The organism is Neobacillus phoenicis, assembly GCF_047302305.1.
Classification (GTDB): domain Bacteria; phylum Bacillota; class Bacilli; order Bacillales; family Cytobacillaceae; genus Neobacillus.
Genome location: NZ_CP154847.1, coordinates 1,949,098 through 1,971,613, shown reverse-complemented (window position 1 = coordinate 1,971,613; position 22,516 = coordinate 1,949,098). Strand labels below are relative to the sequence as shown.

At 38.5% G+C, this 22,516-nt stretch carries 20 protein-coding genes and 1 other annotated feature; of the genes, 4 read left to right on the top strand and 16 right to left on the bottom strand.

The window, feature by feature from the left end; all coding sequences use genetic code 11:
* Positions 1-5 precede the first annotated feature (5 nt).
* The 7 genes from AA0X95_RS10075 to AA0X95_RS10045 form a co-directional block, all read right to left on the bottom strand.
* The gene (locus AA0X95_RS10075) at positions 6-794 is read right to left on the bottom strand and encodes a prepilin peptidase (protein ID WP_413308472.1); all 789 of its coding nucleotides are present in this window, start codon (positions 792-794) and stop codon (positions 6-8) included.
* Complete coding sequence (locus tag AA0X95_RS10070) at positions 763-1,221, bottom strand: type II secretion system protein (RefSeq protein WP_413308470.1); 459 nt, start codon at positions 1,219-1,221, stop codon at positions 763-765. Before AA0X95_RS10070 ends, AA0X95_RS10075 begins: the two co-directional genes overlap by 32 nt.
* A 133-nt stretch (positions 1,222-1,354) precedes the next feature.
* On the bottom strand, positions 1,355-2,572 hold the full coding sequence (locus AA0X95_RS10065; protein WP_413308468.1) for a type II secretion system F family protein: 1,218 nt from the start codon (positions 2,570-2,572) through the stop codon (positions 1,355-1,357).
* The gene (locus tag AA0X95_RS10060; RefSeq protein ID WP_413308466.1) at positions 2,565-3,614 is read right to left on the bottom strand and encodes a type IV pilus twitching motility protein PilT; all 1,050 of its coding nucleotides are present in this window, start codon (positions 3,612-3,614) and stop codon (positions 2,565-2,567) included. Before AA0X95_RS10060 ends, AA0X95_RS10065 begins: the two co-directional genes overlap by 8 nt.
* Positions 3,615-3,626: 12 nt before the next feature.
* A complete protein-coding gene (locus AA0X95_RS10055) occupies positions 3,627-5,288 on the bottom strand; it encodes a GspE/PulE family protein (protein ID WP_413308464.1) in 1,662 nt (553 codons plus the stop codon).
* A 15-nt stretch (positions 5,289-5,303) separates the two neighbouring features.
* Positions 5,304-6,611 carry a G5 domain-containing protein gene (locus tag AA0X95_RS10050; RefSeq protein ID WP_413308462.1) on the bottom strand — a complete coding sequence of 436 codons (1,308 nt, stop codon included), beginning with the start codon at positions 6,609-6,611 and terminating at the stop codon, positions 5,304-5,306.
* Between the two features lie 20 nt (positions 6,612-6,631).
* Positions 6,632-7,309, bottom strand: a complete 678-nt coding sequence (locus tag AA0X95_RS10045) for a hypothetical protein (protein WP_413308460.1) — start codon at positions 7,307-7,309, stop codon at positions 6,632-6,634.
* A gap of 154 nt (positions 7,310-7,463) precedes the next feature.
* Between AA0X95_RS10045 and AA0X95_RS10040 the strand changes: the two genes are divergently transcribed.
* From AA0X95_RS10040 to AA0X95_RS10030, 3 genes are all read left to right on the top strand, one after another.
* Positions 7,464-7,895, top strand: coding sequence for a type II secretion system protein J (locus tag AA0X95_RS10040; RefSeq protein ID WP_413308458.1), 432 nt, complete (start codon positions 7,464-7,466; stop codon positions 7,893-7,895).
* 3 nt (positions 7,896-7,898) lie between these two features.
* On the top strand, positions 7,899-8,351 hold the full coding sequence (locus AA0X95_RS10035; protein WP_413308456.1) for a PilW family protein: 453 nt from the start codon (positions 7,899-7,901) through the stop codon (positions 8,349-8,351).
* 75 nt (positions 8,352-8,426) lie between these two features.
* The gene (locus AA0X95_RS10030) at positions 8,427-9,266 is read left to right on the top strand and encodes a hypothetical protein (RefSeq protein ID WP_413308454.1); all 840 of its coding nucleotides are present in this window, start codon (positions 8,427-8,429) and stop codon (positions 9,264-9,266) included.
* A gap of 50 nt (positions 9,267-9,316) precedes the next feature.
* Here the strand turns inward: AA0X95_RS10030 and AA0X95_RS10025 are convergent, their stop codons facing one another.
* The 3 genes from AA0X95_RS10025 to AA0X95_RS10015 form a co-directional block, all read right to left on the bottom strand.
* Entirely contained in the window at positions 9,317-11,032 is a 1,716-nt protein-coding gene (locus AA0X95_RS10025) for a sensor domain-containing diguanylate cyclase (RefSeq protein ID WP_413308452.1), read from the bottom strand.
* Between the two features lie 68 nt (positions 11,033-11,100).
* Positions 11,101-12,423: a bifunctional folylpolyglutamate synthase/dihydrofolate synthase gene (locus AA0X95_RS10020; RefSeq protein ID WP_413308450.1), complete on the bottom strand. Its 1,323-nt coding sequence runs from the start codon at positions 12,421-12,423 to the stop codon at positions 11,101-11,103.
* 89 nt (positions 12,424-12,512) lie between these two features.
* On the bottom strand, positions 12,513-15,155 hold the full coding sequence (locus AA0X95_RS10015; protein WP_413308448.1) for a valine--tRNA ligase: 2,643 nt from the start codon (positions 15,153-15,155) through the stop codon (positions 12,513-12,515).
* 60 nt (positions 15,156-15,215) lie between these two features.
* Positions 15,216-15,452 (bottom strand) — a binding site (T-box leader).
* Positions 15,453-15,613: 161 nt separating this feature from the next.
* On the opposite strand from AA0X95_RS10015, the gene AA0X95_RS10010 reads away from it, so the two are divergent.
* Positions 15,614-15,805: a hypothetical protein gene (locus AA0X95_RS10010; RefSeq protein WP_308082994.1), complete on the top strand. Its 192-nt coding sequence runs from the start codon at positions 15,614-15,616 to the stop codon at positions 15,803-15,805.
* An 18-nt stretch (positions 15,806-15,823) separates the two neighbouring features.
* On the opposite strand, the gene ysxE is transcribed toward AA0X95_RS10010, so the two are convergent.
* The 6 genes from ysxE to hemC all read right to left on the bottom strand — a co-directional run bounded on the left by ysxE (position 15,824) and on the right by hemC (position 22,510).
* Positions 15,824-16,861 (bottom strand): spore coat protein YsxE, encoded by a 1,038-nt coding sequence (ysxE, locus tag AA0X95_RS10005; protein WP_413308445.1) that lies wholly within the window; start codon positions 16,859-16,861, stop codon positions 15,824-15,826.
* Positions 16,862-16,953: 92 nt separating this feature from the next.
* Positions 16,954-18,045, bottom strand: a complete 1,092-nt coding sequence (gene spoVID / locus AA0X95_RS10000; protein WP_413308443.1) for a stage VI sporulation protein D — start codon at positions 18,043-18,045, stop codon at positions 16,954-16,956.
* Positions 18,046-18,500: 455 nt separating this feature from the next.
* Positions 18,501-19,787, bottom strand: coding sequence for a glutamate-1-semialdehyde 2,1-aminomutase (hemL, locus tag AA0X95_RS09995; RefSeq protein ID WP_413308441.1), 1,287 nt, complete (start codon positions 19,785-19,787; stop codon positions 18,501-18,503).
* A gap of 24 nt (positions 19,788-19,811) precedes the next feature.
* Positions 19,812-20,792, bottom strand: coding sequence for a porphobilinogen synthase (gene hemB, locus AA0X95_RS09990; protein WP_413308439.1), 981 nt, complete (start codon positions 20,790-20,792; stop codon positions 19,812-19,814).
* Positions 20,793-21,578, bottom strand: a complete 786-nt coding sequence (locus AA0X95_RS09985) for a uroporphyrinogen-III synthase (RefSeq protein ID WP_413308437.1) — start codon at positions 21,576-21,578, stop codon at positions 20,793-20,795.
* On the bottom strand, positions 21,575-22,510 hold the full coding sequence (gene hemC, locus AA0X95_RS09980) for a hydroxymethylbilane synthase (RefSeq protein ID WP_413308435.1): 936 nt from the start codon (positions 22,508-22,510) through the stop codon (positions 21,575-21,577). The genes AA0X95_RS09985 and hemC overlap by 4 nt, the downstream gene beginning before the upstream one ends.
* Between the last annotated feature and the right edge of the window lie 6 nt (positions 22,511-22,516).

Here is a 22,516-nt window from a genome sequence, read left to right as displayed (position 1 = left end):
CTTAGTTAAAATCCTTGATTAAGAAAACGTATATAAAGTTCGATCATTTCCGATCCCCAATAATAAGCTGACAGGGTTCCCGCTGCAATAAAAGGTCCAAAAGGTATCGGCTGACGCCTTTTGACAATTCTTAACAACATTGCTAATCCACCGAGAACTGCACCGTATAATGTCGAAAGAAAGAAGGATATAAGTACTAATTTAAAACCCAAAACGAATCCTAGCAATGCATACAGTTTAACGTCACCAAAGCCCATACCGCCTTTGCTAACAAGAGCGATAATGAGTAGGAGTGTAAATCCTGCACATGCACCTATAAGGTTATCCCACCATGGGTTTAACGGCCAAATAATCCGTTCCAACAAAAAAATCCCTGCAAACCAAATGAGAATTTTATCAGGGATGATCATATAGTGAATATCTGAAACTATGATAATGATAAACATAGAAATTAGTGTTAGCGCTAGGACTAATTCACTAGACCAACCAACCACTAAAGGTGCTGTTGCAAACAGGATACCTGTAATTAGTTCCATAGTTGGATATATAGGTGAAATCCGCGACTGACAGCCGCGGCATTTCCCCTTTTGAATCATGTACGATAAAACTGGAATTAATTCGTATGCTCTCAATTGATGCCCACAAGTTGGACAAGCAGAGCCTGGAGCTACAATTGATTTTTTCAATGGAACCCGCAGTCCAACAACATTGAAGAAAGACCCAAAAGTTAAGCCAATTAAAAATAAATAAATTAAAACAAGATTATTTTGCATTGGTATAATTTTGGAGTTCATCCTCTGTTACTGTTTTTGAACCTGCAATTTCAGCTGTAACATCCGTTACTGCATCGATCTTATCACTACTTTCATTCGGAACAATTCCAGCAGCATCGTGATTACCCAGAGTATAAATAAATTTATTTCCACTTTTTACAACTTTTACCACGAAATCATTTGTATCTTTAACATTATCTAAGTACTGAGTCAAATCTGCTTTTTTTATTATAGTTGCATTAGGATTAGTAGTTACATATAGTTTAGCAGAATTAATAATTTGCACTGCTTCTGCAACCTTAGCATCTTTTTTGCTTTTATCAATTATTCCTAAAATACTTGGTACTGCAATTGCAGAAATAATACCTAATATAACAATGACTGCTAGTAATTCAATTAATGTTAAACCACGCTGATCTTTTAGCTTGTTTTTTAACTTTTGTAACATACTTTCATCTCCTCTATAGGCCTATAAACCTAGTGATATTGTCTCTTGTAGTATACTGTAATTGACTGATATATGAAAAGTGAATTATTTGGTATTTTGTCATTCCTGCTCATTTACTTAACTTTTTTGTCAATTATTGATTCATTTGTTGAAATTGGTCAAACATACTAAACATTGGAACCATTATGGCCAATACGATGGTTCCGACAAGGCCAGCTAAAACCACAATCATTAAGGGCTCAATTAATGATTTTAATCGGTCAGTCCCAGCTTCTACCTCTTTCTCATAGAACTCTGCAATTTTTGATAACATAGCGTCCAGTGCACCTGTTTCCTCGCCAATTGCAATCATCTGGGTAACTAACGGAGGAAATGCCCAATGCTTTTGCATTGGCTCTGTCATTGAGCGACCCTTTTCAAGAGAATCCCTAGATTCCTGAATAACTCTGGCAATAACTTCATTTTCAACTACCTTCTCAACAATAGACATAGCTTGAAGGATAGGTACAGAGCTAGAGAATAATGAACTTAAAGTACGAACCATACGTGCCAATGCTGCTTTTTGTAATAGGTTCCCGAAAATTGGCATTTTTAACAAAAAGACATCTAAATAATATTTAGTTCCTTTGTTATTATTCAGGACAGTAATGAAAACAATAAATAGAGTACCAATAATAAGAACAAGCCACCAAAATGATTGCATGAAACCACTTAAAGCTAGAACGAATCTAGTTATAGCTGGCAATTCACCGCCCATGTCAGCAAACATTGTTACAAATGTGGGAACAACTGCAACAAGTAAAAATATGACTACCATTATCGCTATTATTCCAACTACTAGTGGATATGCTAGTGCAGAGACAATCTTTTGCCTTGTAAAATGCTGTTTTTCAAAATGGTCTGCCAAGCGTTCAAGGGTTTCATCTAAATCCCCACTAACTTCACCCGCTCGAACCATATTAATAAACATCGGTAAAAAAATTTTTTTGTGATTCGAAACAGCTTCCGATAAAGGATTGCCCTCCCTTAACTCTTGTTCCACATTAAGCAAGGCTTTTTTCAAAGCTTTACTTTCAGTTTGAAATGCAAGAATAGATGTTGCTTCTACAATCGTAACCCCAGCTTTTATTAAGGTTGAAAACTGCCTTAGATAAATAACAAAATCCTGTAGCTTAACAGGTTTTCCTATTGTTATTTCCTTTGTTAAAAGAGTTTCAGGTAATTCCTTTATTTCAATAACTCTGATTCCATTATCCCTTAGTTTCATCATTGCTTCTCGTTTGGAAGCCGCTGAAATGCTTCCTTGACTTTTACCATTTCGATCCCGACCAGAATATTTAAATCTAGCCATTCATCATCATCTTTTCTTGTAAATATTGTGCTGCTGCTTCCTTATGAATCAGATTTCGGTCAATAAGTTCTCTTATACTCATCTCAAGTGTTTGCATCCCTTGCGCACGGGAAGTTTGCATTGCACTTTGAATTTGATGGATTTTTTCATTTCTGATTAAATTAGCAATTGCAGGATTATTAACCAGAATTTCTGTTGCGGCTTTTCTTCCTTTTCTATCTGTTGTCGGAAATAATCGTTGTGAAATAACCCCAACTAACACAGAAGCTAGCTGAACACGTATTTGTGGCTGCTGTGTGGATGGATAAACATCAATAATCCGATTAATAGTAGTAGGTGCACTTGATGTATGAAGTGTACCAAGAACTAGATGCCCTGTCTCAGCCGCTGTAATTGCAATAGACATCGTTTCTAGATCACGCATCTCTCCGACAAGTATAACATCTGGATCTTGTCTAAGAGCTGACTTTAATCCGCTGGCGTAATTGATTGTATCAAATCCCACTTCTCTTTGATCAATAATGGAATTACCATGTCGATGTAAAAATTCAATTGGATCTTCCAAAGTAATAATATGCTTCCGCATCGTGCGATTCATATAATCTATCATTGAAGCAAGTGTGGTGGATTTTCCGCTACCTGTTGGACCCGTTACAAGAATAAGTCCATGAGGTTTCTCTACTAACCTAGGGATAATTTCAGGTAAATCTAGATCTTCGATAGATGGAACTTTTGAGGCAACCACTCTTAGGGCCAATGATACACTTTTACGTTGGTGATAGGCATTAACCCGAAATCGCGAGCTGCCGGCAACACCATAAGAAAAATCAAGTTCTCCCTTATCCTTAAAGTGGTCCCACATATTATCTGGAATTATAGCTTGTGCCATTGCTTCTGTATCAGCTGGCAACAAAGTATCTGATCCATACCTTTTTAAGTCACCATTAATACGCATAACTGGTGGTACTCCTACGGTAAAATGAACATCAGAGGCCTTATATTCAATGGCAGCCTTCAAGATAGAATCTAGTTTTTCTTTCATGTCCAGTTACTCCTATTCCAGAATGGCTACACGTAAAACCTCTTCTGTAGTTGTTAACCCTTGTTTAATTTTTAACAACCCATCATCAATTAAAAAGATGGTTTTATTTATATTTGCTAATTCCTTTAGCTTTTGAAAAGACTCACCATTCATCATTGCTCTACTTAACTCATCATTGATGATTAATACTTCATGAAGGGCAATTCTACCTTTATAACCCGTCATATTACAAGAGGAACAGCCTTTCCCCCTGGAGATTCTTTCTATCTTTATCCCCCGCTTTGAAAAAATCTCAATTTCCCTTTTTGAAGGCTCATGTATTTCAACACAATCGCGGCACACCTTTCTAACAAGTCTCTGGGCCACAACCCCACTTAAGGAAGATGCAAGTAAAAAAGGTTCTATCCCCATATCTATAAGTCTAGTTACTGTTCCGATTGAGTCATTAGTATGAAGTGTGCTTAACACTAAATGACCAGTTAATGATGCACGGATCGCCACCTCCGCCGTCTCTTTATCACGAATTTCCCCAACCATAATAATGTTAGGATCTTGACGAAGGATGGAGCGCAGCCCAGTTGCAAAAGACATTCCAACATTTGTATTCACTTGGATTTGGTTAATGCCTTCTAACTGATATTCAACTGGATCTTCAATTGTAATAATATTAACATTTTCACTATTTAATTTATTTAATGCCGCATATAAAGTCGCAGATTTTCCTGAACCAGTTGGCCCCGTAATCAAGACTATTCCTGTTGGTTTTTCAATTAACTCATTAAATCTCTTCATATTTAGTGAATTAAATCCAAGTTTACTTAAATCATTTAAAGTTGAGCTCATATCAAGCAATCGCATGGCTATTTTTTCGCCATAAACAGTGGGCAAAGTAGAAACCCGAAGATCAACTGGATGAAAATCTAGATTTAGTTTTATACGTCCATCCTGAGGAATCCTCTGTTCAGTAATATCGAGGTTGGACATAATTTTAATTCTTGCAGTTAATACACCCTGCATATGGCGCGGAAGTACCCTCTCAACACGTAATAATCCATCTATACGATAACGGACTACGACCTTCGTTTCTTGGGGGTCAATATGAATATCACTTGCCCTTTGTAGGACAGCCGCAGAAAGCAGTTGATTCACTAAGCGTACAATGGGAGAATCTAAATCGGTTACATCGTCAATCCGCCCATTTTCTTTTTGTTGAAATTCTCCAAGCAGTTCTTCAAATCCATCATCGATGTTATAAAATTTATTAATTGTTCTAAGAATATCATCTTTTGTAGCGATTACGGGTTGAATTTGAAAACCAGTTGATAAGCGTAAGTCGTCTATCATGATATAATCCATTGGGTCTGCCATCGCGATGAAAAGTTTATTCCCCTCTTTTTTTAGAGGAATGATTAGATTTCTTCTGGCTGTTTCCTTAGGTATAAGTGAAAAAAGGTTTGTATCAAAAGGATAGTTAAATAAGCTAATGTGTGGAATGCCTAACTGAAATTCGAGCACTTCAATTAATTGTTGTTCTGTAATAAAGCCTCTTTGAAGAAAGGCCTCCCCAATTTTTTGATTATTTGATTTTTCTTCCAATGTTATTCGGAGTTGTTCAGAGGTTATTAGCCCAACTTCCATTAATAAATCCCCAAGTCGTTTACGAGCTTGTCTCATTTTTGATCCCTGCTTTTATTTAGGTTGTTCATTCGGTATTCCCCATAAGTCACTGTCATTTGAATCTGGTTGGTTTCTATCTCTTGTTGTTAGTGTTTGGGTAACACTTGAAGTAGTTGATTCAGTCGTCTGAGTGCCTGTCGTTGTAGAGTCATTCGTAGTTCCCTGCTCATTTCCAGCTAGGCCATGAATCTCTACCTGATAGGTTGGAGGATAGTAATCCTCAGAGATTATCTCTCTTTTAATAAATGATTCACCTTGATAAACATCTCTATATACCTTAATCAATAGACCGTTAATTCCTTTTGTCTGTACCATCGTTTTTCCAGGAACGAGCAATGGACTATATTTAACAACTGTTTTAGGAGTTAACTTCTGTTCGTCTTTTGTGCTGATTTTATAATTGTAGGCAAACTTTAGACCTTTAAGAGTAACCAATAATTTTTTATTTCCTAATTTTATTTCAAGAATATATTTTTCTTTATTAGGGTTAACTAGCACTAAATCAGCATTCCTACTTTGATTTACCTTTGCCTCAAATCCTAACGCTGCATAATCAGGAAGAGAAATACTGATGTTTCTTTCCTCTACTGAAATATTAGTAGGAAGGACAGTTTGATAAATTCCGGTGGCTAATACATCTAATGTGTAGGCGTCTTTCATATTATGTTTCTTAGCCAATTCAAGTAGTGAAAATGCTGTTTCCTTTTTAAGCTCAATCGCAGGATTTTTTTCAATGAAAGTTTGCAATTCGTTAGGAATTTCATTTAAATTTATGACCGTTGTATTTAATACTGAATCTTTTTTTTGACTGGCTATTAGGTACTCATTATATAGGTTAAAGGTTTGGTTACCTGTTTCGAAAAGAGAAGCTGTTTTGTTTAGACTAGCAGTGAGCTTGTCTAAATCAAGATTATTACTTTTCAACTCTGGAAAAAGAGATCCAAGTTGGTCTATTACCTTTTGCTTTTTAATCGTAAGGATAGCTGCGTTTTTTTGACCATCTTTAACAGAGTCGACAGTTTGCTGGGCATCTAACTGAAATAAATTTAAATCAATGGAGGCTGTCATTTCTCCGTATTGCAGTTTAATAGATTCTTCCTTCAGCCAATCAACATACTTCTGTTCCAATTGTCTAATCGCTTCTTCTTTTGTTTTTCCTGAGACATCAAGATTCCCAATGGTTGTACCATTAGAAAACTTTCCGTCTGTCCTTGTCGAATTATCAAACGCTTTTGCACCATAATAGGAGAAGCTAAAAATAAATCCTGTACCAAATAACAAAACAACAAACAACTTGATAATTTGCTGATTTTTATTCAATTTATCAGCCACTTCCCAACTTATTTTTGAAATAATTCTTTCTTTTCTTTTGTCACTACGAATTTATCCATAGTAGAGTCTTGGGGTTCTAGTAAATCGTCCATATCATCAAGCCAATAGAGATTTGAAGAATTTCCCTTTCCGATGGACTTCTCAACTAGCAAACCCTCTATTTCTAATAAAGAACTCTTCTCTTTCTCATGTGCCTCTCGTTGCACATCAGCTTGAATTTCAAAATTTCGCTCTAGTAAGAATGAAATATCAGCGTCTATTAAATTATCTTTATATGGTATGTTCTGTATTTTTATTTCCTCTTCAAAATTAATTGTTGGCTTAGAAAAGCCTTTATTTAACTCCTTCGATTCTAAAGAAGTACTTTCATTTATTGTACTTACTTGAAAGTTAACTTGATAAATAGATTCCTTGTTAAGTTCTGTTTTGAACACAGGAGGATTGTTAATGATCCACATCCCTATTCGTGTAGCCATAAAGTATGCTGTTAAAAAGATGAGTGTTAAAAGCATTAATGTTGTTTCCCACAGTGGGAATAAAGCAACTAAAAAAAGACCGCTTATTGCAAAAAGGAAACATGTTAAAGCAATGAGAAGTTTGCCTTTAACCGTCAGTCTTAATGGGATTATGAATAATATTAACATTAAAACAAGCATGGTGATAAAGGCCCATAAAATTAAAGTCATCTATTCACACCCACTCTTATTAGTTCTTTTATCATAGTAATTCTTTGACAATACCTGACTCAATTCGTTCTATTAATCAAAAATCAGACAAAATAGCTTAATAAATATTGTATAATACTATTAAATATTTTTAAAGCAGAAGGCGGGAATTTTTATGGAGGACAGATTCCATAGTCAAAAAGGACTAACATTGGTAGAAGTCCTTGTTTCTATTGTATTGCTGGCAATTATTCTAACATCTTTTATAAGCTTTTTTAGCCAGTCAGCATTATTTACCAAGAGTAACGACCAAAAATTAGATACTATGCAAACTGCACAAAAAATTGTTAACTTAGTTGAAATAGAAATTACAAAACAAGATTTAATTGACAATTTAATTATCAATTCGTTGGAGCAGGTAATAAAAACATCTTTAACAAAAACTGAATTAGAAGGATTAATAGATGATACTATAGATCCAAGGTATGATGTAAAAGTGGAAATATCAAAAAATAGCCCCCAAAATCTACTTTTGTTTAAAATCATTGTCCAAGATCCTACAAGTGCCGGTAATAAATCTGAAACATACACTTATATTCGAAGGTGAGACATGAAAAATCAAAAGGGAATCACGTTAGTAGAAGTTTTAGCAGCCCTTTCAATTCTGTTAATTATTTCTTCAGTCATGTATGGAGTACTAATTAGTTCGAAAAATAACTACAATAATATTTCAAGAAAAGTAAATTTAAACCAAGAAGCTAATTTAATATTAGCTACTATAAAGAATTACCATCAAAAAGAATCGTTACATTCCCTAGATGTTAATTCAAAAGAGTATTATTTGATTAAATATGTTGATAGTGAACACGTATATATCGGTAAATCATCCACAGATCTCGTTCCAATGAAAAATGAAGAATTGAGTATAAACATTAAAATTGATGAGGTTGAATTTACTGGTGAAAAGGTTATATATCCATCAGAAGCACTGACTATTTATTTAAAGGTTTTTAACCAAAAAGGGCAGTCATATGAGGTAAACACAGTTATAAAACAGTATTAGGGGGTGATTATTATAAAGAGCGAGAAAGGTTACACGTTAATTCTTGTTATGATTATTATGACAGTAGTCATGATTTTGGGTTTAGCGCTAAGTGGAGCAGCATTAAACGCTAGAATTCAAGTAAAAAAAACTGATTTTCATAACAAAGCTACGGACCTAGCAGAAATGGGTATAACCTATTATCAGCGCATAGTATCTAATTTAGTTACCACAGCAAAGGCAACTGCTACAGCAAAAAAAGCTATCTCAACTAATACTAAGTCCTATGACTATTATTTCCATGAAGCATTATTAACATCTTTAAGGAATAGTATAGCCCCTGTAGAAGTTGACACTGCTAACAATAAATTTGAAATCACCTTTAAAAACATTGATCCTCCTAATTCTAATACTGTTTCAAATAAGATCATTATTAACTTTGAGAGTAAAGGAACTGCTTCAGGTGAACCCGCAACAGTTAATGGTTTAATCACAATCGATAAAATTTCACAAACGAATAAAGTAGGACAGCCAAAACCAGCACCATCCTATTATAAAACGAATGAAACACAACAAGTTTTATTGCTGAATAGCTCCAAAGATAAAAATAAAGATAAACCTTATGATTATTCAACATATTTTAGTAATAATATCGTTATTGAAGGTAAACGATCTGTAACAGTTAAAGGGGATGCATACATTACTAAATTAACCTTGCAAGGGTCAGCAAGTATTAATATATATGGAGATGCTATTTTTGCAAACAACATTGTAAATATTGGGGAAGCATATGGGGTTTGTATTACAGGTAAAACATACAGGCTAGATTCCAATTTTAAACTAGTTGACTACCCAATTGCAAAAAATACTTGTTATACTCCTGCAGTTAGTGAGTGGATTTTTAATGAGGACAAAGGAACAAAAGTTAAATACTAAGAAAACCGCAGGTCCCAAAGTGGAACCTGCGGTTTTTTGTATTATTCTATTTAACACGAAGAGTATTCCGCCACCCGGTTCCGTCCTGCCCGCTTAGCCCCTACATAAAGAGCACGGTCTGCATGGCGGATCAATGCTAATGAATCTTCGGCATCTTCTGGTGCGGTTGCCACCCCGATGGAAGCGGTGATTCTGACCTGCTGATGCTTTTGGTCCAGCGACTGGCTTATGCTGAACGGCCAGTTTGCGATGGATTGACGGATGAGTTCAGCCATTTGATAGGCCTCTTCTTTTGATACATCCGGTAAAAGGACCACAAATTCCTCGCCGCCATAACGGGCAACTATTCCTCTGACTCCGACCAGCTTACCTAACCTACTAGCCAGTTCGCACAAAATTTCATTTCCACTTTGATGGCCATACGTATCATTCACGTTTTTAAAATGGTCAATGTCAAGAATAATTAATGAAAGCATTTTACGTTCGAAACGGGTAAGTTTTTCAAATTCCTCTGTTAACATATTCTCAAAGTAACGATAATTATATAGATTCGTTAAGGCACAACGCTCACTCTGTCTCTTGGTTTGCTCATAATGGCGTGCATTTTCAATTGCGATAGCAAAATGAGAACAAAGGATATCAATAATCATTAACTGTGATTTTTCATAGGCTCGTTTTCTTCTTGAAGCTAACAGTAAGACACCGATTAACTTTTTACTCCTAATGATGGGAACACCCAGAATACTTTCGGCATCCTTCGGGATGTAGCCATTCGAATACTCAATCCAATCCTTCTTTGTTTTGAATAGGAAGGACTTTCGGTTTGCCCAAACCATTCCACTGATTCCTTCATGTATACTCATAAACTGCTGATCATTTGGTAACACTTGTCCTGATTCAATCCGGCGAATCAATTTCAGTTCGTCGCCGCTGGCCTCAAGGATATAAGCATAATCCACCGGCAGCATTTCACTTAATTTCTTAATAAAAAGGTCAACGACATCATCAATAAATAAGCGTTCAGCCATTTGATGGCCAATTTCTGCTGCCTTTTGCAGGTATTCATTTATTTTTTCACTAGAATAATAGAGATTAAAGATTGTAGATAAGCTGACAAACGGTACTCCTACAAACAAAAGGGCTAATAAGCCCACTTGATTATAGAGAATGTACAAGATGAATCCGATTGGGAAGGTTATTAACGTTGTGATTGTCTCGACAAAGAATTCTTTCCCAAAATACGGATCTTTACTTTTATAAATCACATATAGATTAAACGCTAGAATCACTTGATTTAATGTATAGCTTAGTACTGCGTACAAGACTGCCAGCAATAAGAAGTCCGCATTTATTTGTAATTTGGGTCCTGTATGTCCGCCTAGTAAATAATACAAACCACCACTTAAAAAAGAAACGAAAAAGAACATAATCAAATTTAGCGGTAAGCGGAACAATTCGCCCTTACGGAGAATCCTCAGCTTAAGAACTAACACTACGACGGCAATTTGAGCAAAGATGATTTCCACGAATAAACCAAACCGCAAAAAGGTAGCCAGTGCCACCCATTGAATTAAAAAGATAAACATTTCGTTAATGACAATAGGCATGGAGGCAACGACTGAGGTTAATAGCAAAAAGGCTAATAGATCTATCCAATGCCCGTTAATTTTAGGAGGATACGTATGATAGGTAAACCACAGCCCTGCAGGAACTAATAAAAACCATACAAGAAAAATGGCTTGTTTTGTTTGTGGCTTTACATCCATTTTGCCCCACCTCCCCTAATTATCATTAATTCAAGATAAAAACATTTTACCACTTTTACAATAGCTTGTCACAAAGAAATCGTCGTATTTTTCAAATATTTACATATTTCTGGCTTTGCTACAGAAATGAAATATAGTGAACCAGTTATGACCAACATACTTTTTGAATCAAGGTCTTGAATTTCATCCATCAGATAGGACTCCCAGTTGTTTACAGCCACTTTATTAGCCGATTGGCTGATGTTTACTAATTCTTCTGCTGAAGCTGCTCGCGGAAAGTCAAAGCTAACAAATGAGAGTTGATTCGCTATTTTATCTAGCTTAGAAATCATTTCATCCAGCTTCTTATCCTTTAATGCAGCAAACACAATATGGATGTGCCGTTCTCTATATCTCGTTGATAATTCTTGGACAAGTGCTGTAATCCCTTCCTCATTGTGAGCCCCATCGATGATGACTAATGGATTTTCAGATAGAATTTCAAATCTGCCAGGCCAGTATGCCTGTTTCAAGCCTTCTCTAATCGCTTTCTCACTGATAGGAAACGAACCCTCTTGATTTAAGTATAGTGCTGCACAGACTGCAAGAGCCGCATTTTCCGTTTGATGCTGACCGATCATACTGATTTCGAAATCACTGAAGGCTTTTGATGGTGTGGTTAAGGTAAACTTTTCACCTTTACCCAATGATTGGTGCTCAGAAATTGAAAATTCCTGGTTCAGTCGGTAAATACGTGCCTTCATTTTTTTCGCTTGATTCTCTATTACGTTAAGAGCTCCTGGATGTTTAACCGCCGTAAAAATTGGAGTTTGCTCCTTGATGATTCCTGCTTTTTCAAAAGCGATTTCCTCATACGTGTTTCCGAGAATGTTCGTGTGGTCCAATCCGATATTTGTAATAATAGAAGCTAATGGATGAAGAATGTTGGTGGAGTCAAATCGTCCTCCTAATCCCACTTCATAAACAACCACGTCCACACTTCCTATTTCTGCAAAATAATAAAACGACATAGCGGTGATCACTTCAAACTCAGTCGGTCCGCCAAGCTCTGTTTCTTCCAATTCATCTGCTAATGGTCGAATGACATTGGCCAGGTGTAAAAGCTCTTCATCCGTAATCGGTTTTCCATTGACACTAATACGCTCATTAAATTGCTCGATATAGGGTGAGGTAAAGGTACCAACCGTATAGCCTGCTGCTTGTAAAATATTTCGAAGGTAGGTGACGGTCGATCCTTTCCCATTAGTCCCCCCCACATGGATGGTTTGGATTTTCTTTTCAGGGGAACCCAGCTTGTCCATCATCCATTCCATACGTTTTAAACCAGGCTTAATCCCAAGCCGTAATCTCCCGTGAATCCAGTCTAGGGCTTCTTTGTATGAAGTAAACATTTCGTGACACCCCGTCCATTTTGATTAATAAGAAAAAGGGGTCTAACCCCACAGATATATTAGTGGGGGCTGACCCCTTTTAATAAAGGTTACCCTCTTAATTCTTTAATACGTGCTTCCACGATGCTTCTTTTTTCAAGATAGTCATTTTCCTTTGCACGCTCTTCAGCAATAACACTTTCAGGTGCTTTTTTCATAAATCCTTCATTGCCTAATTTCTTTTGAACGCGCTCTACTTCTTTATTTAACTTCTCATATTCCTTCTCAAGCCGAGCAATTTCTTCATCAATGTTAATTAAGCCTTCAAGCGGAAGAATGATTTCTAAGCCGGTAATAACAGCTGACATCGCTTTTTCAGGTGATTCAATATCGATGCCCATTTGTAATTCCTCTGGGTTACAGAAGCGCTCAATATAAGTGCGGTTTGTTTCAATCGCCTTCAGGATTGATTCGTCCTTCGCTTTCACCAGCATTTTAATTTTCTTACTCATTGGCGTATTTACTTCTGCACGAATGTTACGTACCGCGCGAATCATTTCCATAAGTAGCTTCATATCTTGTGCAGCTTGTTCATCAGAAAGCTCAGGTTTTACCTCTGGCCATGCAGCTGTTGTAATGGACTCACCTGCATGTGGGAGGTTTTGCCAAATTTCCTCGGTAATGAATGGCATAAACGGATGTAATAGGCGCATCGTTTGATCTAATACATAAGCAAGGATTGAACGAGTTGTTTTCTTCGCTGCTTCGTCTTCACCATATAATGGAAGTTTTGCCATTTCAATGTACCAGTCACAGAAGTCATCCCAAATGAAGTTGTATAACGCACGGCCTACTTCACCGAATTCATAGCGGTCAGAAAGCTTAGTAACATGGTCAATCGTTTCATTTAGTCTCGTTAAGATCCACTTATCGGCAACGGACTTTTCACCGCTGAAATCAATTTCTTCATAAGTCATGCCGTCCATATTCATTAAGGCAAAGCGGGAAGCATTCCAAATTTTATTCGCAAAGTTCCATGTAGCTTCAACTTTTTCGGTGCTATAACGTAAATCCTGACCTGGTGATGTGCCTGTAGAAAGGAAGTAACGTAAGGAGTCAGCTCCATATTGGTCAATAACATCCATTGGATCTACACCGTTACCAAGAGATTTACTCATTTTGCGACCTTGTTCGTCACGAACAAGTCCGTGAATCAGAACATCTTTAAATGGACGCTCTCCCGTAAATTCAATGCTTTGGAAAATCATTCGGGATACCCAGAAGAAGATGATATCGTAACCTGTTACTAGAACGTCTGTTGGGAAGTAACGTTTAAAATCTGCTGCTTCCTTGTTCGGCCAGCCCATGGTTGAGAACGGCCATAATGCGGAGCTGAACCACGTATCTAATACGTCTTTGTCCTGTTCCCAGTTTTCAGCGTCTGCAGGTGCCTCGTGACCAACATATACTTCACCTGTTTCTTTGTGGTACCAAGCTGGAATACGATGTCCCCACCAAAGCTGACGGGATATACACCAGTCACGAATATTTTCCATCCAGCGTAGATATGTTTTTTCAAAGCGATCAGGAACAAAGTTTACTTTGTTTTCTTTATTTTGAAGGGCAATCGCTTCATCTGCCAGTGGCTGCATCTTAACGAACCATTGAGTAGATAGGTAAGGTTCAACAACTGCACCACTACGCTCGGAGTGTCCAACTGAATGAAGATGCTCCTCAATTTTGAAAAGAACGCCTTGTTCTTGAAGGTCCTTTACAATTTGCTTGCGGCAATCGAAGCGATCCATGCCTTTATATTTTCCTGCTTTATCGTTCATAGAGCCGTCTTCATTCATCACAAGGATACGCTCAAGATTATGACGGTTCCCTAGTTCAAAGTCGTTCGGGTCATGTGCCGGGGTAATTTTAACTGCCCCAGAACCGAATTCCATATCTACATAATCATCAGCAACGATTGGAATTTCACGGCCAACGATTGGCAGAATAACCGATTTGCCAATCAAATGCTTGTAGCGCTCGTCTTCCGGATGAACCGCAACGGCTGTATCTCCCAGCATCGTTTCCGGACGTGTTGTCGCAACTTCGATTGATCCAGAACCATCAGCTAAAGGATATCTCAGATGGTAAAAAGCACCCTGAACATCTTTATAGATTACTTCAATGTCAGATAGGGCTGTTTTCGTAGACGGATCCCAGTTAATGATATATTCACCACGGTAAATCAAGCCTTTATTGTATAGAGTAACGAATACTTCACGAACGGCATCTGATAACCCTTCATCCAAAGTAAAACGCTCACGGCTGTAATCTAAGCCTAAACCTAGCTTCGACCATTGCTGACGGATGTGGGAAGCATATTCTTCCTTCCACTTCCATGTTTCTTCAACGAACTTTTCACGGCCTAAATCGTAACGGCTTTTGCCTTCACTGCGTAGCTTCTGTTCTACCTTTGCCTGTGTGGCAATTCCCGCATGGTCCATACCAGGAAGCCATAGAACATCATAGCCTTGCATCCGTTTCATTCGTGTAACGATATCTTGAAGGGTTGTATCCCATGCATGACCTAGATGAAGCTTACCTGTTACGTTTGGCGGTGGAATAACAACAGTATAAGGCTGTTTTCCCTCGTCATCCTTTGCTTCAAAATACTTACCTTGCAGCCACCAGTCATAACGACCTTTTTCAATCGATTGCGGGTCGTATTTCGTTGGCATCGTTAATTCTTTTGTTTCCATTAAAATTTCCTCCTTCTTAAACTACTGTTTCCACAGAAACATAAAAAACCCCATTCGTCATAAAAGGACGAATGGAGTTTGCTTCGCGGTACCACCTTTTTTCCAATCAAAAAAATATGATTGGCACTTAATGGGATAACGGATTTCATCCGTCTTCAACTAATCAGATCATTTGACCTTTTCGCAGAAGAAGCTCCTGGGCGACCTTCTGATGTTCCTCTTAGGAAATCTTTCAGCTAATGATTTCCCTCTCTACAAGTAGGCTGGCATCGTACTCTTCCCTATCGTTGCTTAGTTTTTTAAATTATATTGTAATACTACCGAAAAAAAGGGTTTGACGTCAATCATGATAACCAATTTTTTTATTTTTTATACTGTATGTATGTAATGGAGAACTTCTATAGGCATTTGGAATATATATATAAATAAAAGTCAAATCCCAATGGGGAGGTTCTGGGATGAAGAGGAATTTTCATAAATACAAATACAAACCATGGTTCATTATGTGCCGTAGGTTTGCTGCCCAATTGATAATTCCATTTAGTATTTTTCAATTTATCCGCACGCTGCTTTTACCAACCGTATTTGATGTATTACTATTAACCTGTTTTCTCGTTCTTGCCGTTTCTATTTATTTTGACATTATTTAAGGAGCCCATCTCGCAGAGTTATGACTGCTGCTGGGCTCCTTCTTTTGCTTTTTGTGCGTTTTCGATTTCCGTCATTTTCATTACAATATACTCCGAATTCTTTAAATGCCAGTAACGGTGCTGCAGTTGGCTTACATATTTCAACTCATTTTTTCGCCCCTGCTTTCGATAATAGCTCTCCGCTACCTGAATGATTGGAATGGGAAGAGCTAAATAGCTGAAAAATAATAGCTTCTCATCTGGTTTAAAGGGGAAGTATTTGAAATAATGGTACACCCAGTCGATCGCCGTATCACTCCGCTTCGGCCTGGTATTAATTGCACGAGAAAGATAGGGGAGCAAATCATGTATCGGAGACCCATAACGTGCATTTTCAAAGTTAATAAAATAGCCGTATCCTCGATCATCATACAAAAAATGCTCAGAAGCTAGTTTCCCGTGGGTTATTACCATTCGTGCCTTTTCGGTTTCCTTTGTATTTTCATACCATTCTTCAAATTTTGTTTTTGAAAATTTTAGTGCTTGGCTAACTTCGTTATAATACATACAATACAATAATTCAAACGGAGACATGTATGTCTTTTTTTCGCATTGATCGATGAAACCATCCAGAAATTCCTGCTGTTTTTCCATTTCTTGAATGGTTTTTTCATAATGCTCTGTTCGTTCTTCTTTGTTGACAGTGATTTCTTTTGCAGAAAGGGTGTGAAGTCTCGCTAATTCGCGAAATAACTGCATATTGGTTTGCTCGCGGTTATCTTTTAGATCATTTGGCATCCAAGGCATAAGATAGTACAGGTCATTTTCGTGCAGCACAGCATACCTGCCATCCATTGTTGGATAAATTGGGACGATGCGATTAAACCCTTTTTGGTACAGTAGATGCACATGGCGAATGAAATCAGTCCCAATAGAGGGATTGATTTTCTTTAAGGCAAACGTACCTTTATTGGAATAAATCTTTTGTACGGTGCCGAAATCTTCTACAAAATGAGGCTCAATATAATAATTTTTTAATACAGGCGCTAACATTTCTATCCGATTTGACTCATTCATGTCAACTCGACCTTCTTTCAATGGAAAAGCCGAAATAGTATTTAAAAGAAGCTGAGCAGGTTAAAGAAAACCCGCTCAACACTTGTGAATAGTTATTTTTTTGCAAAAGCACTAGGGATGTATAGTACCTGCCCCTCATAAACATCTTGATTAAGGTCCAAATTATTTTCGCGTAGCAGATTTTGAACCGTAATATCATAACGATCTGCGAGGGTATTTACTGTGTCCCCTTTTTGTACTATGCAAACTCTTAAACTGGTTTGGGCGGAGTTTTCGTCTTTCCTTGCAAAAAATTCGGTAAGTGTCATACTCTTCTTCTTGGCTGCCTTTTTCTTCTTAACCTTCGGTGCTTCCTCAGGGGATGATGAGCTTTCTTCTACATGCACTACTTCCTCTTCAAAAATAACCTCTGGTTGTGGTGCCGCTTGTTCTTGAACACCGACTTCCTCTTCTTCCATCTCGACCGGTTGGCCGCCTTCGTTTCTGGCCCATGCCGGCTCAAATTCTTCTTGTTCTTCTGCTGAAGGCTGGTAGTTAAAGGTTGGGAACTTCGGTAATACTTCTACTTCTTCCTCTTCCTGTTGTTTTCTTGCCTCCGCTTCAAATAAGAAGTTGTTTTCGTATGTGCTTTGAACTGCCCCTTGTTCAATGGCTACTTCTTCCTCAGCCTCTTCTATTTCGTAACGGTTAAGTACTTCATACTCAGGTTCTTCTTGTTCCTGTTGCTCTGCAGCATATAAACCACTGATGGTCAGTTCTGCAGATAGTTTGAGACAGCTGCGCTCTGGTGTAGCATAATCGAATGATTCTACCAGGACATCAATATCATAGATGCTTTGGATCCGATTGTTCGGGATGGTGATATCAACTGGGAAGCGGTGTGAAAATTCACATGTGCCCTCCTCACGTTCAGCCACCCTCTCTACAAACTTTTGGGACGTAAATTCCTCTTCGCCACCCTCACTGCTAGGCTCGTAACTTTTATATTCGCCGGTAAGCTCCAACGAACCACGTATGGTTACGTACTGATCGTTTTCCTGGATGGTAATATCCGGGTCTAGAGAGATCGATAGAAGTTCCTCGACTTCCTGTCCTTTTCTAAACCACAAAGATTCCTCCAAAGAAAATCGTAGGCACGATTGATTCTCTTGGGACAAAGCGACTCCTCCTTTCGTATCCTTCACGCAAAATCACTATGTCACTTACACTCTATGAACAATGGGATTTATTTATGATAAAAAACATTATTGCAGCGGGAAAAGAATTAGGAGAAACGTGATTCGCTGATAAAAAGGTTCGATTCGCTGATAAAATCGGAAATTCGCCGATATATTGGGTAAATTCGCTGAAAAAGGCTCAAAATTCGCTGATAAATCATTTCATTAGCTTAATTTAGTGTAATTTTACACCAAACACAATGCTTTTTTGATGTTTACGAAGAGTAATTCAAATTATTTTATTGTAGAGTATTAATGATTGGCTCAAAATTTATCATTATTGGCTAAATCTAACCAACAATTGGCTTATTTTCGGAAGGGATTGGATCATTTTTCAGGATAATCGGCATTTTTACCATATTTACCCATAAACACCCAACAAAAAAGCACCCACCAAATAGGTGAGTGCCTCCAAAACAAATTTATTTAAGCTTCGAAAATGCAATTTCCGCTGCTTGAATGGTCTTTTCAATGTCTTCATCCGTGTGGGCAGTCGATAGGAATAATCCTTCGAATTGTGAAGGTGGTAAAAAGATACCTTGCTCTGCCATTTCACGGTAGTACTCTGCAAAGAAGTCTAAATTAGATGTCTTTGCTTTTTCAAAGTTAATAACATCTTCATTCGTAAAGAAGAAACCAATCATGGAACCAGCACGGTTGAATGTAATTGGAATTTCGTACTTTTCAGCAGCCGCCTTAAAGCCTTTTTCAAGAAGATCTCCCTTACGGATAAACTCCTCGTAATGTTCTGGCGATAACTGTCTCAATGTTTCATAACCTGCTGTCATCGCAAGTGGATTACCAGAAAGAGTTCCAGCTTGGTAAATCGGTCCGCTTGGAGCGATTTGTCGCATGATTTCAGCTTTACCGCCGTATGCTCCTACAGGAAGTCCACCACCGATTACCTTTCCAAGACAAGTAATGTCAGGCGTTACATTAAAAAAGCCCTGTGCACAATTGTAGCCTACACGGAAACCTGTCATAACCTCGTCAAAAATGAGCAATGCGCCGTTTGCCGAAGTAATCTCGCGTAGCCCTTCCAAGAATCCTGGAAGCGGAGGAACAAGACCCATATTCCCAGCCACCGGCTCAACAATGATACAAGCGATATCATCGCCGAATTGCTCAAATGCATACCTAACGCCTTCAAGGTCATTATATGCCACAGTAATCGTGTTGGACGCTACACCTTGAGGTACTCCTGGGCTGTCAGGAAGGCCTAGTGTAGCCACACCTGAACCGGCTTTAATTAATAGAGAATCCCCATGGCCATGATAGCAGCCTTCGAACTTCAAAATCTTATTACGGCCTGTATACCCACGCGCTAAACGAAGGGCACTCATCGTTGCTTCCGTACCGGATGATACCATCCGTACCACTTCAATTGATGGCACACGTTCAATGACAAGCTTTGCGAGCTCATTTTCCATCAGTGTAGGAGCACCATAGCTTGTACCAAGCTCAGCTACTTTTTTCATTGCTTCCACGACACGGTCATTGGTGTGTCCAAGGATCAGTGGTCCCCATGAAAGTACATAGTCAATGTATTCATTACCGTCGATGTCATAAATTTTAGACCCTTTTCCTCTTTCCATAAAAATCGGGTCCATATTGACTGATTTAAAGGCACGAACTGGACTGTTTACGCCGCCAGGCATAAGGGTTTGGGCTTCTTTAAATGCTTCAATCGATTTTGTATATGAGCGCATCCTTTTCCCTCTTTTCCAAAATGTTTATTGGTCTTCTTTTAACCAGCGAATCGCATCTTTTGCTGCATACGTGATGATCAAGTCAGCACCGGCACGCTTCATGCCCATTAACATTTCAAGAACGGTGTTTTTCTCGTCAATCCAGCCGTTTGCAGAAGCTGCCTTAATCATGGAATACTCACCGCTTACGTTATAAATAACAATAGGCAGGTTAAAGGTATTTTTCATATCACGAACGATGTCAAGGTATGGCATACCCGGTTTAACAATTAAGAAATCCGCACCCTCTGCCACATCCGATTCTGCTTCTCTAAATGCTTCCATGCGGTTAGCAGGATCCATTTGATAGGTTTTACGGTCACCGAATTGTGGCGCGCCTTCTGCTGCCTCACGGAACGGTCCGTAGAATGCAGAAGCATACTTAACTGCATAAGACATAATTGGAATCTCTGTAAATCCAGCTTCATCAAGACCGGCACGAATAGCTGCAACAAATCCGTCCATCATGTTAGATGGAGCAATAATGTCCGCCCCAGCTTGAGCTTGTGCTACTGCTGTTTTTACAAGAAGATCTAATGACTCATCATTTAGGATTTTCTCCCCTTCAACCACACCACAGTGGCCGTGGCTTGTATATTCGCATAAGCAAGTATCTGCTACGACGATGATTTCTGGGAAGTGTTCTTTAATAAAACGAGTAGCTACCTGAACAATACCGTGATCATGATAGGCTTGTTCACCGCACGCATCCTTCGTTGCAGGAATACCGAATAACAGTACGGACTTAATCCCGTGAGCAACGATATCTTCCATTTCTGCATGGAGATGGTCGATCGATACCTGGAATACACCTGGCATAGATGACACTTCGTTACGGATGTTTTCCCCTTCATAAATAAACAGCGGATAAATAAAGTCCTCCGCTTTCAAGTGATTTTCTCTAACAAGTGCGCGCATGCTGGCGCTAGAACGCAGGCGGCGATGACGTTTGAATTGAAGTTCCATTTATGATTCCTCCATATCTAAATAAGCAATAATGCTTTTAATCATTTCTCTTACGGTATATTCCTCTGGTGAAGCATGAACGGTGAGCCCATGTTCTACAAGCTTTTTCTCTGTTACAGGTCCGATACAACCGATGATACACTTGTTTAGCTGTGTTTCAAGGCCGTAATCTTTGACAACCTCCATCAAATGATCTACCGTGGAAGGACTGGTAAAAAGCAGAATATCCAGCTGCTCGTCTGCCAGCATTCTAGCCAGCTTTTCCCGGCTTTCATCAGGCAGATAGGTTTCGTAAATGACGATTTCATCAACCGTAGCTCCAGCTTCTGATAGGGCACTTGAGATAAATTCCCGAGCGAGGTTTCCTTTTGGAAGCAAAACCCTCATACCACTTTGGATATAGGGCAAAAACTCCTCAACAAATACCTCAGCCACATAGGCAGATGGGACAAATGCAGCAGTTAGCCCTTTTTCCGCCAAGCACTCTGCCGTCTTTTTCCCAATCACTGCGATTTTAGGAAATCCTTCATCCAACTCTACCTTTTTGTAAAAAGAAAAAAAGGTCTCTACCGTTACATTGCTAGTAAAAATAATCCAATCATATGTATCAAGGGCCTTCAAAGAATCTTGAAGGCGATCGACTTTTTCAATAGGTCGAAAGGCAATGAGAGGGATTTCAATTGGAATCCCTCCCTCCCTTTCTACAAGCTGAGAAAAGGATTTTGCTTGATTTTCGCCTCTAGGAACAAGGATTTTTTTATCAAGCAAGGGCAATGATTGGATCATTGACCTTCCAGCTCCCGTTTCACCTTTTCAATCAGGTCCTTGGCTCCTTTTTTAATTAATAAATCAGCAGCCTGAACACCAAGCTCTTCCGGATTTTGTCCTCTTAGTTCCTCTTTAAAGATCTCCTGACCTTCTGGAGAAGCAACAAGTACATTTAATACGACTTCATCATTTTCTTCTACTCGGGCAAAGCCGGCTATTGGTACCTGACATCCACCCTCCATTTTTTGAAGAAAAGCACGTTCGGCACGAACCGCTCTTTCTGTTTTCTTGCAAGTGAATTTCTCAAATAGTTCTAATAATTCTTTATCATCTTCGCGGCATTCAATGGATAGTGCACCTTGCCCAACAGCCGGAATACAAATATCGGCATCAATAAATTCTGTTACAACGTCAGAAGCCCAGCCAAGGCGGGAAAGTCCTGCTGCTGCTAAAATGATGGCATCATATTCTTCTTCCTGTAATTTTGCTAGTCTTGTATCGACATTACCGCGAATCCATTTAATCTCTAAGTCTGGGCGTTGAACTAATAGCTGAGCACTGCGGCGAAGGCTACTCGTCCCTACAATAGCGCCTGGCTTTAAATCTTTCAACTTGACATGATCAGTTGAAATAAGAGCATCACGGTGGTCTTCACGGAAAGGAATACAGCCGATTGTAAGACCCTCAGGTAATACAGCTGGCATGTCTTTCATACTATGAACGGCCATATCAATCTCTTTATCAAGCATAGCTTGCTCTATTTCCTTCACGAATAACCCTTTTCCGCCCACTTTTGAAAGTGTGACATCGAGGATTTTATCACCTTTTGTTACGATTTCTTTTACTTCAAACTCAAAACGAGGGTCCAGCTTCTTCAACTGTTCAATTACCCAATTGGTTTGTGTTAATGCCAACTTGCTTCGTCTAGAACCAACTATAATTTTTCTCATGACTGC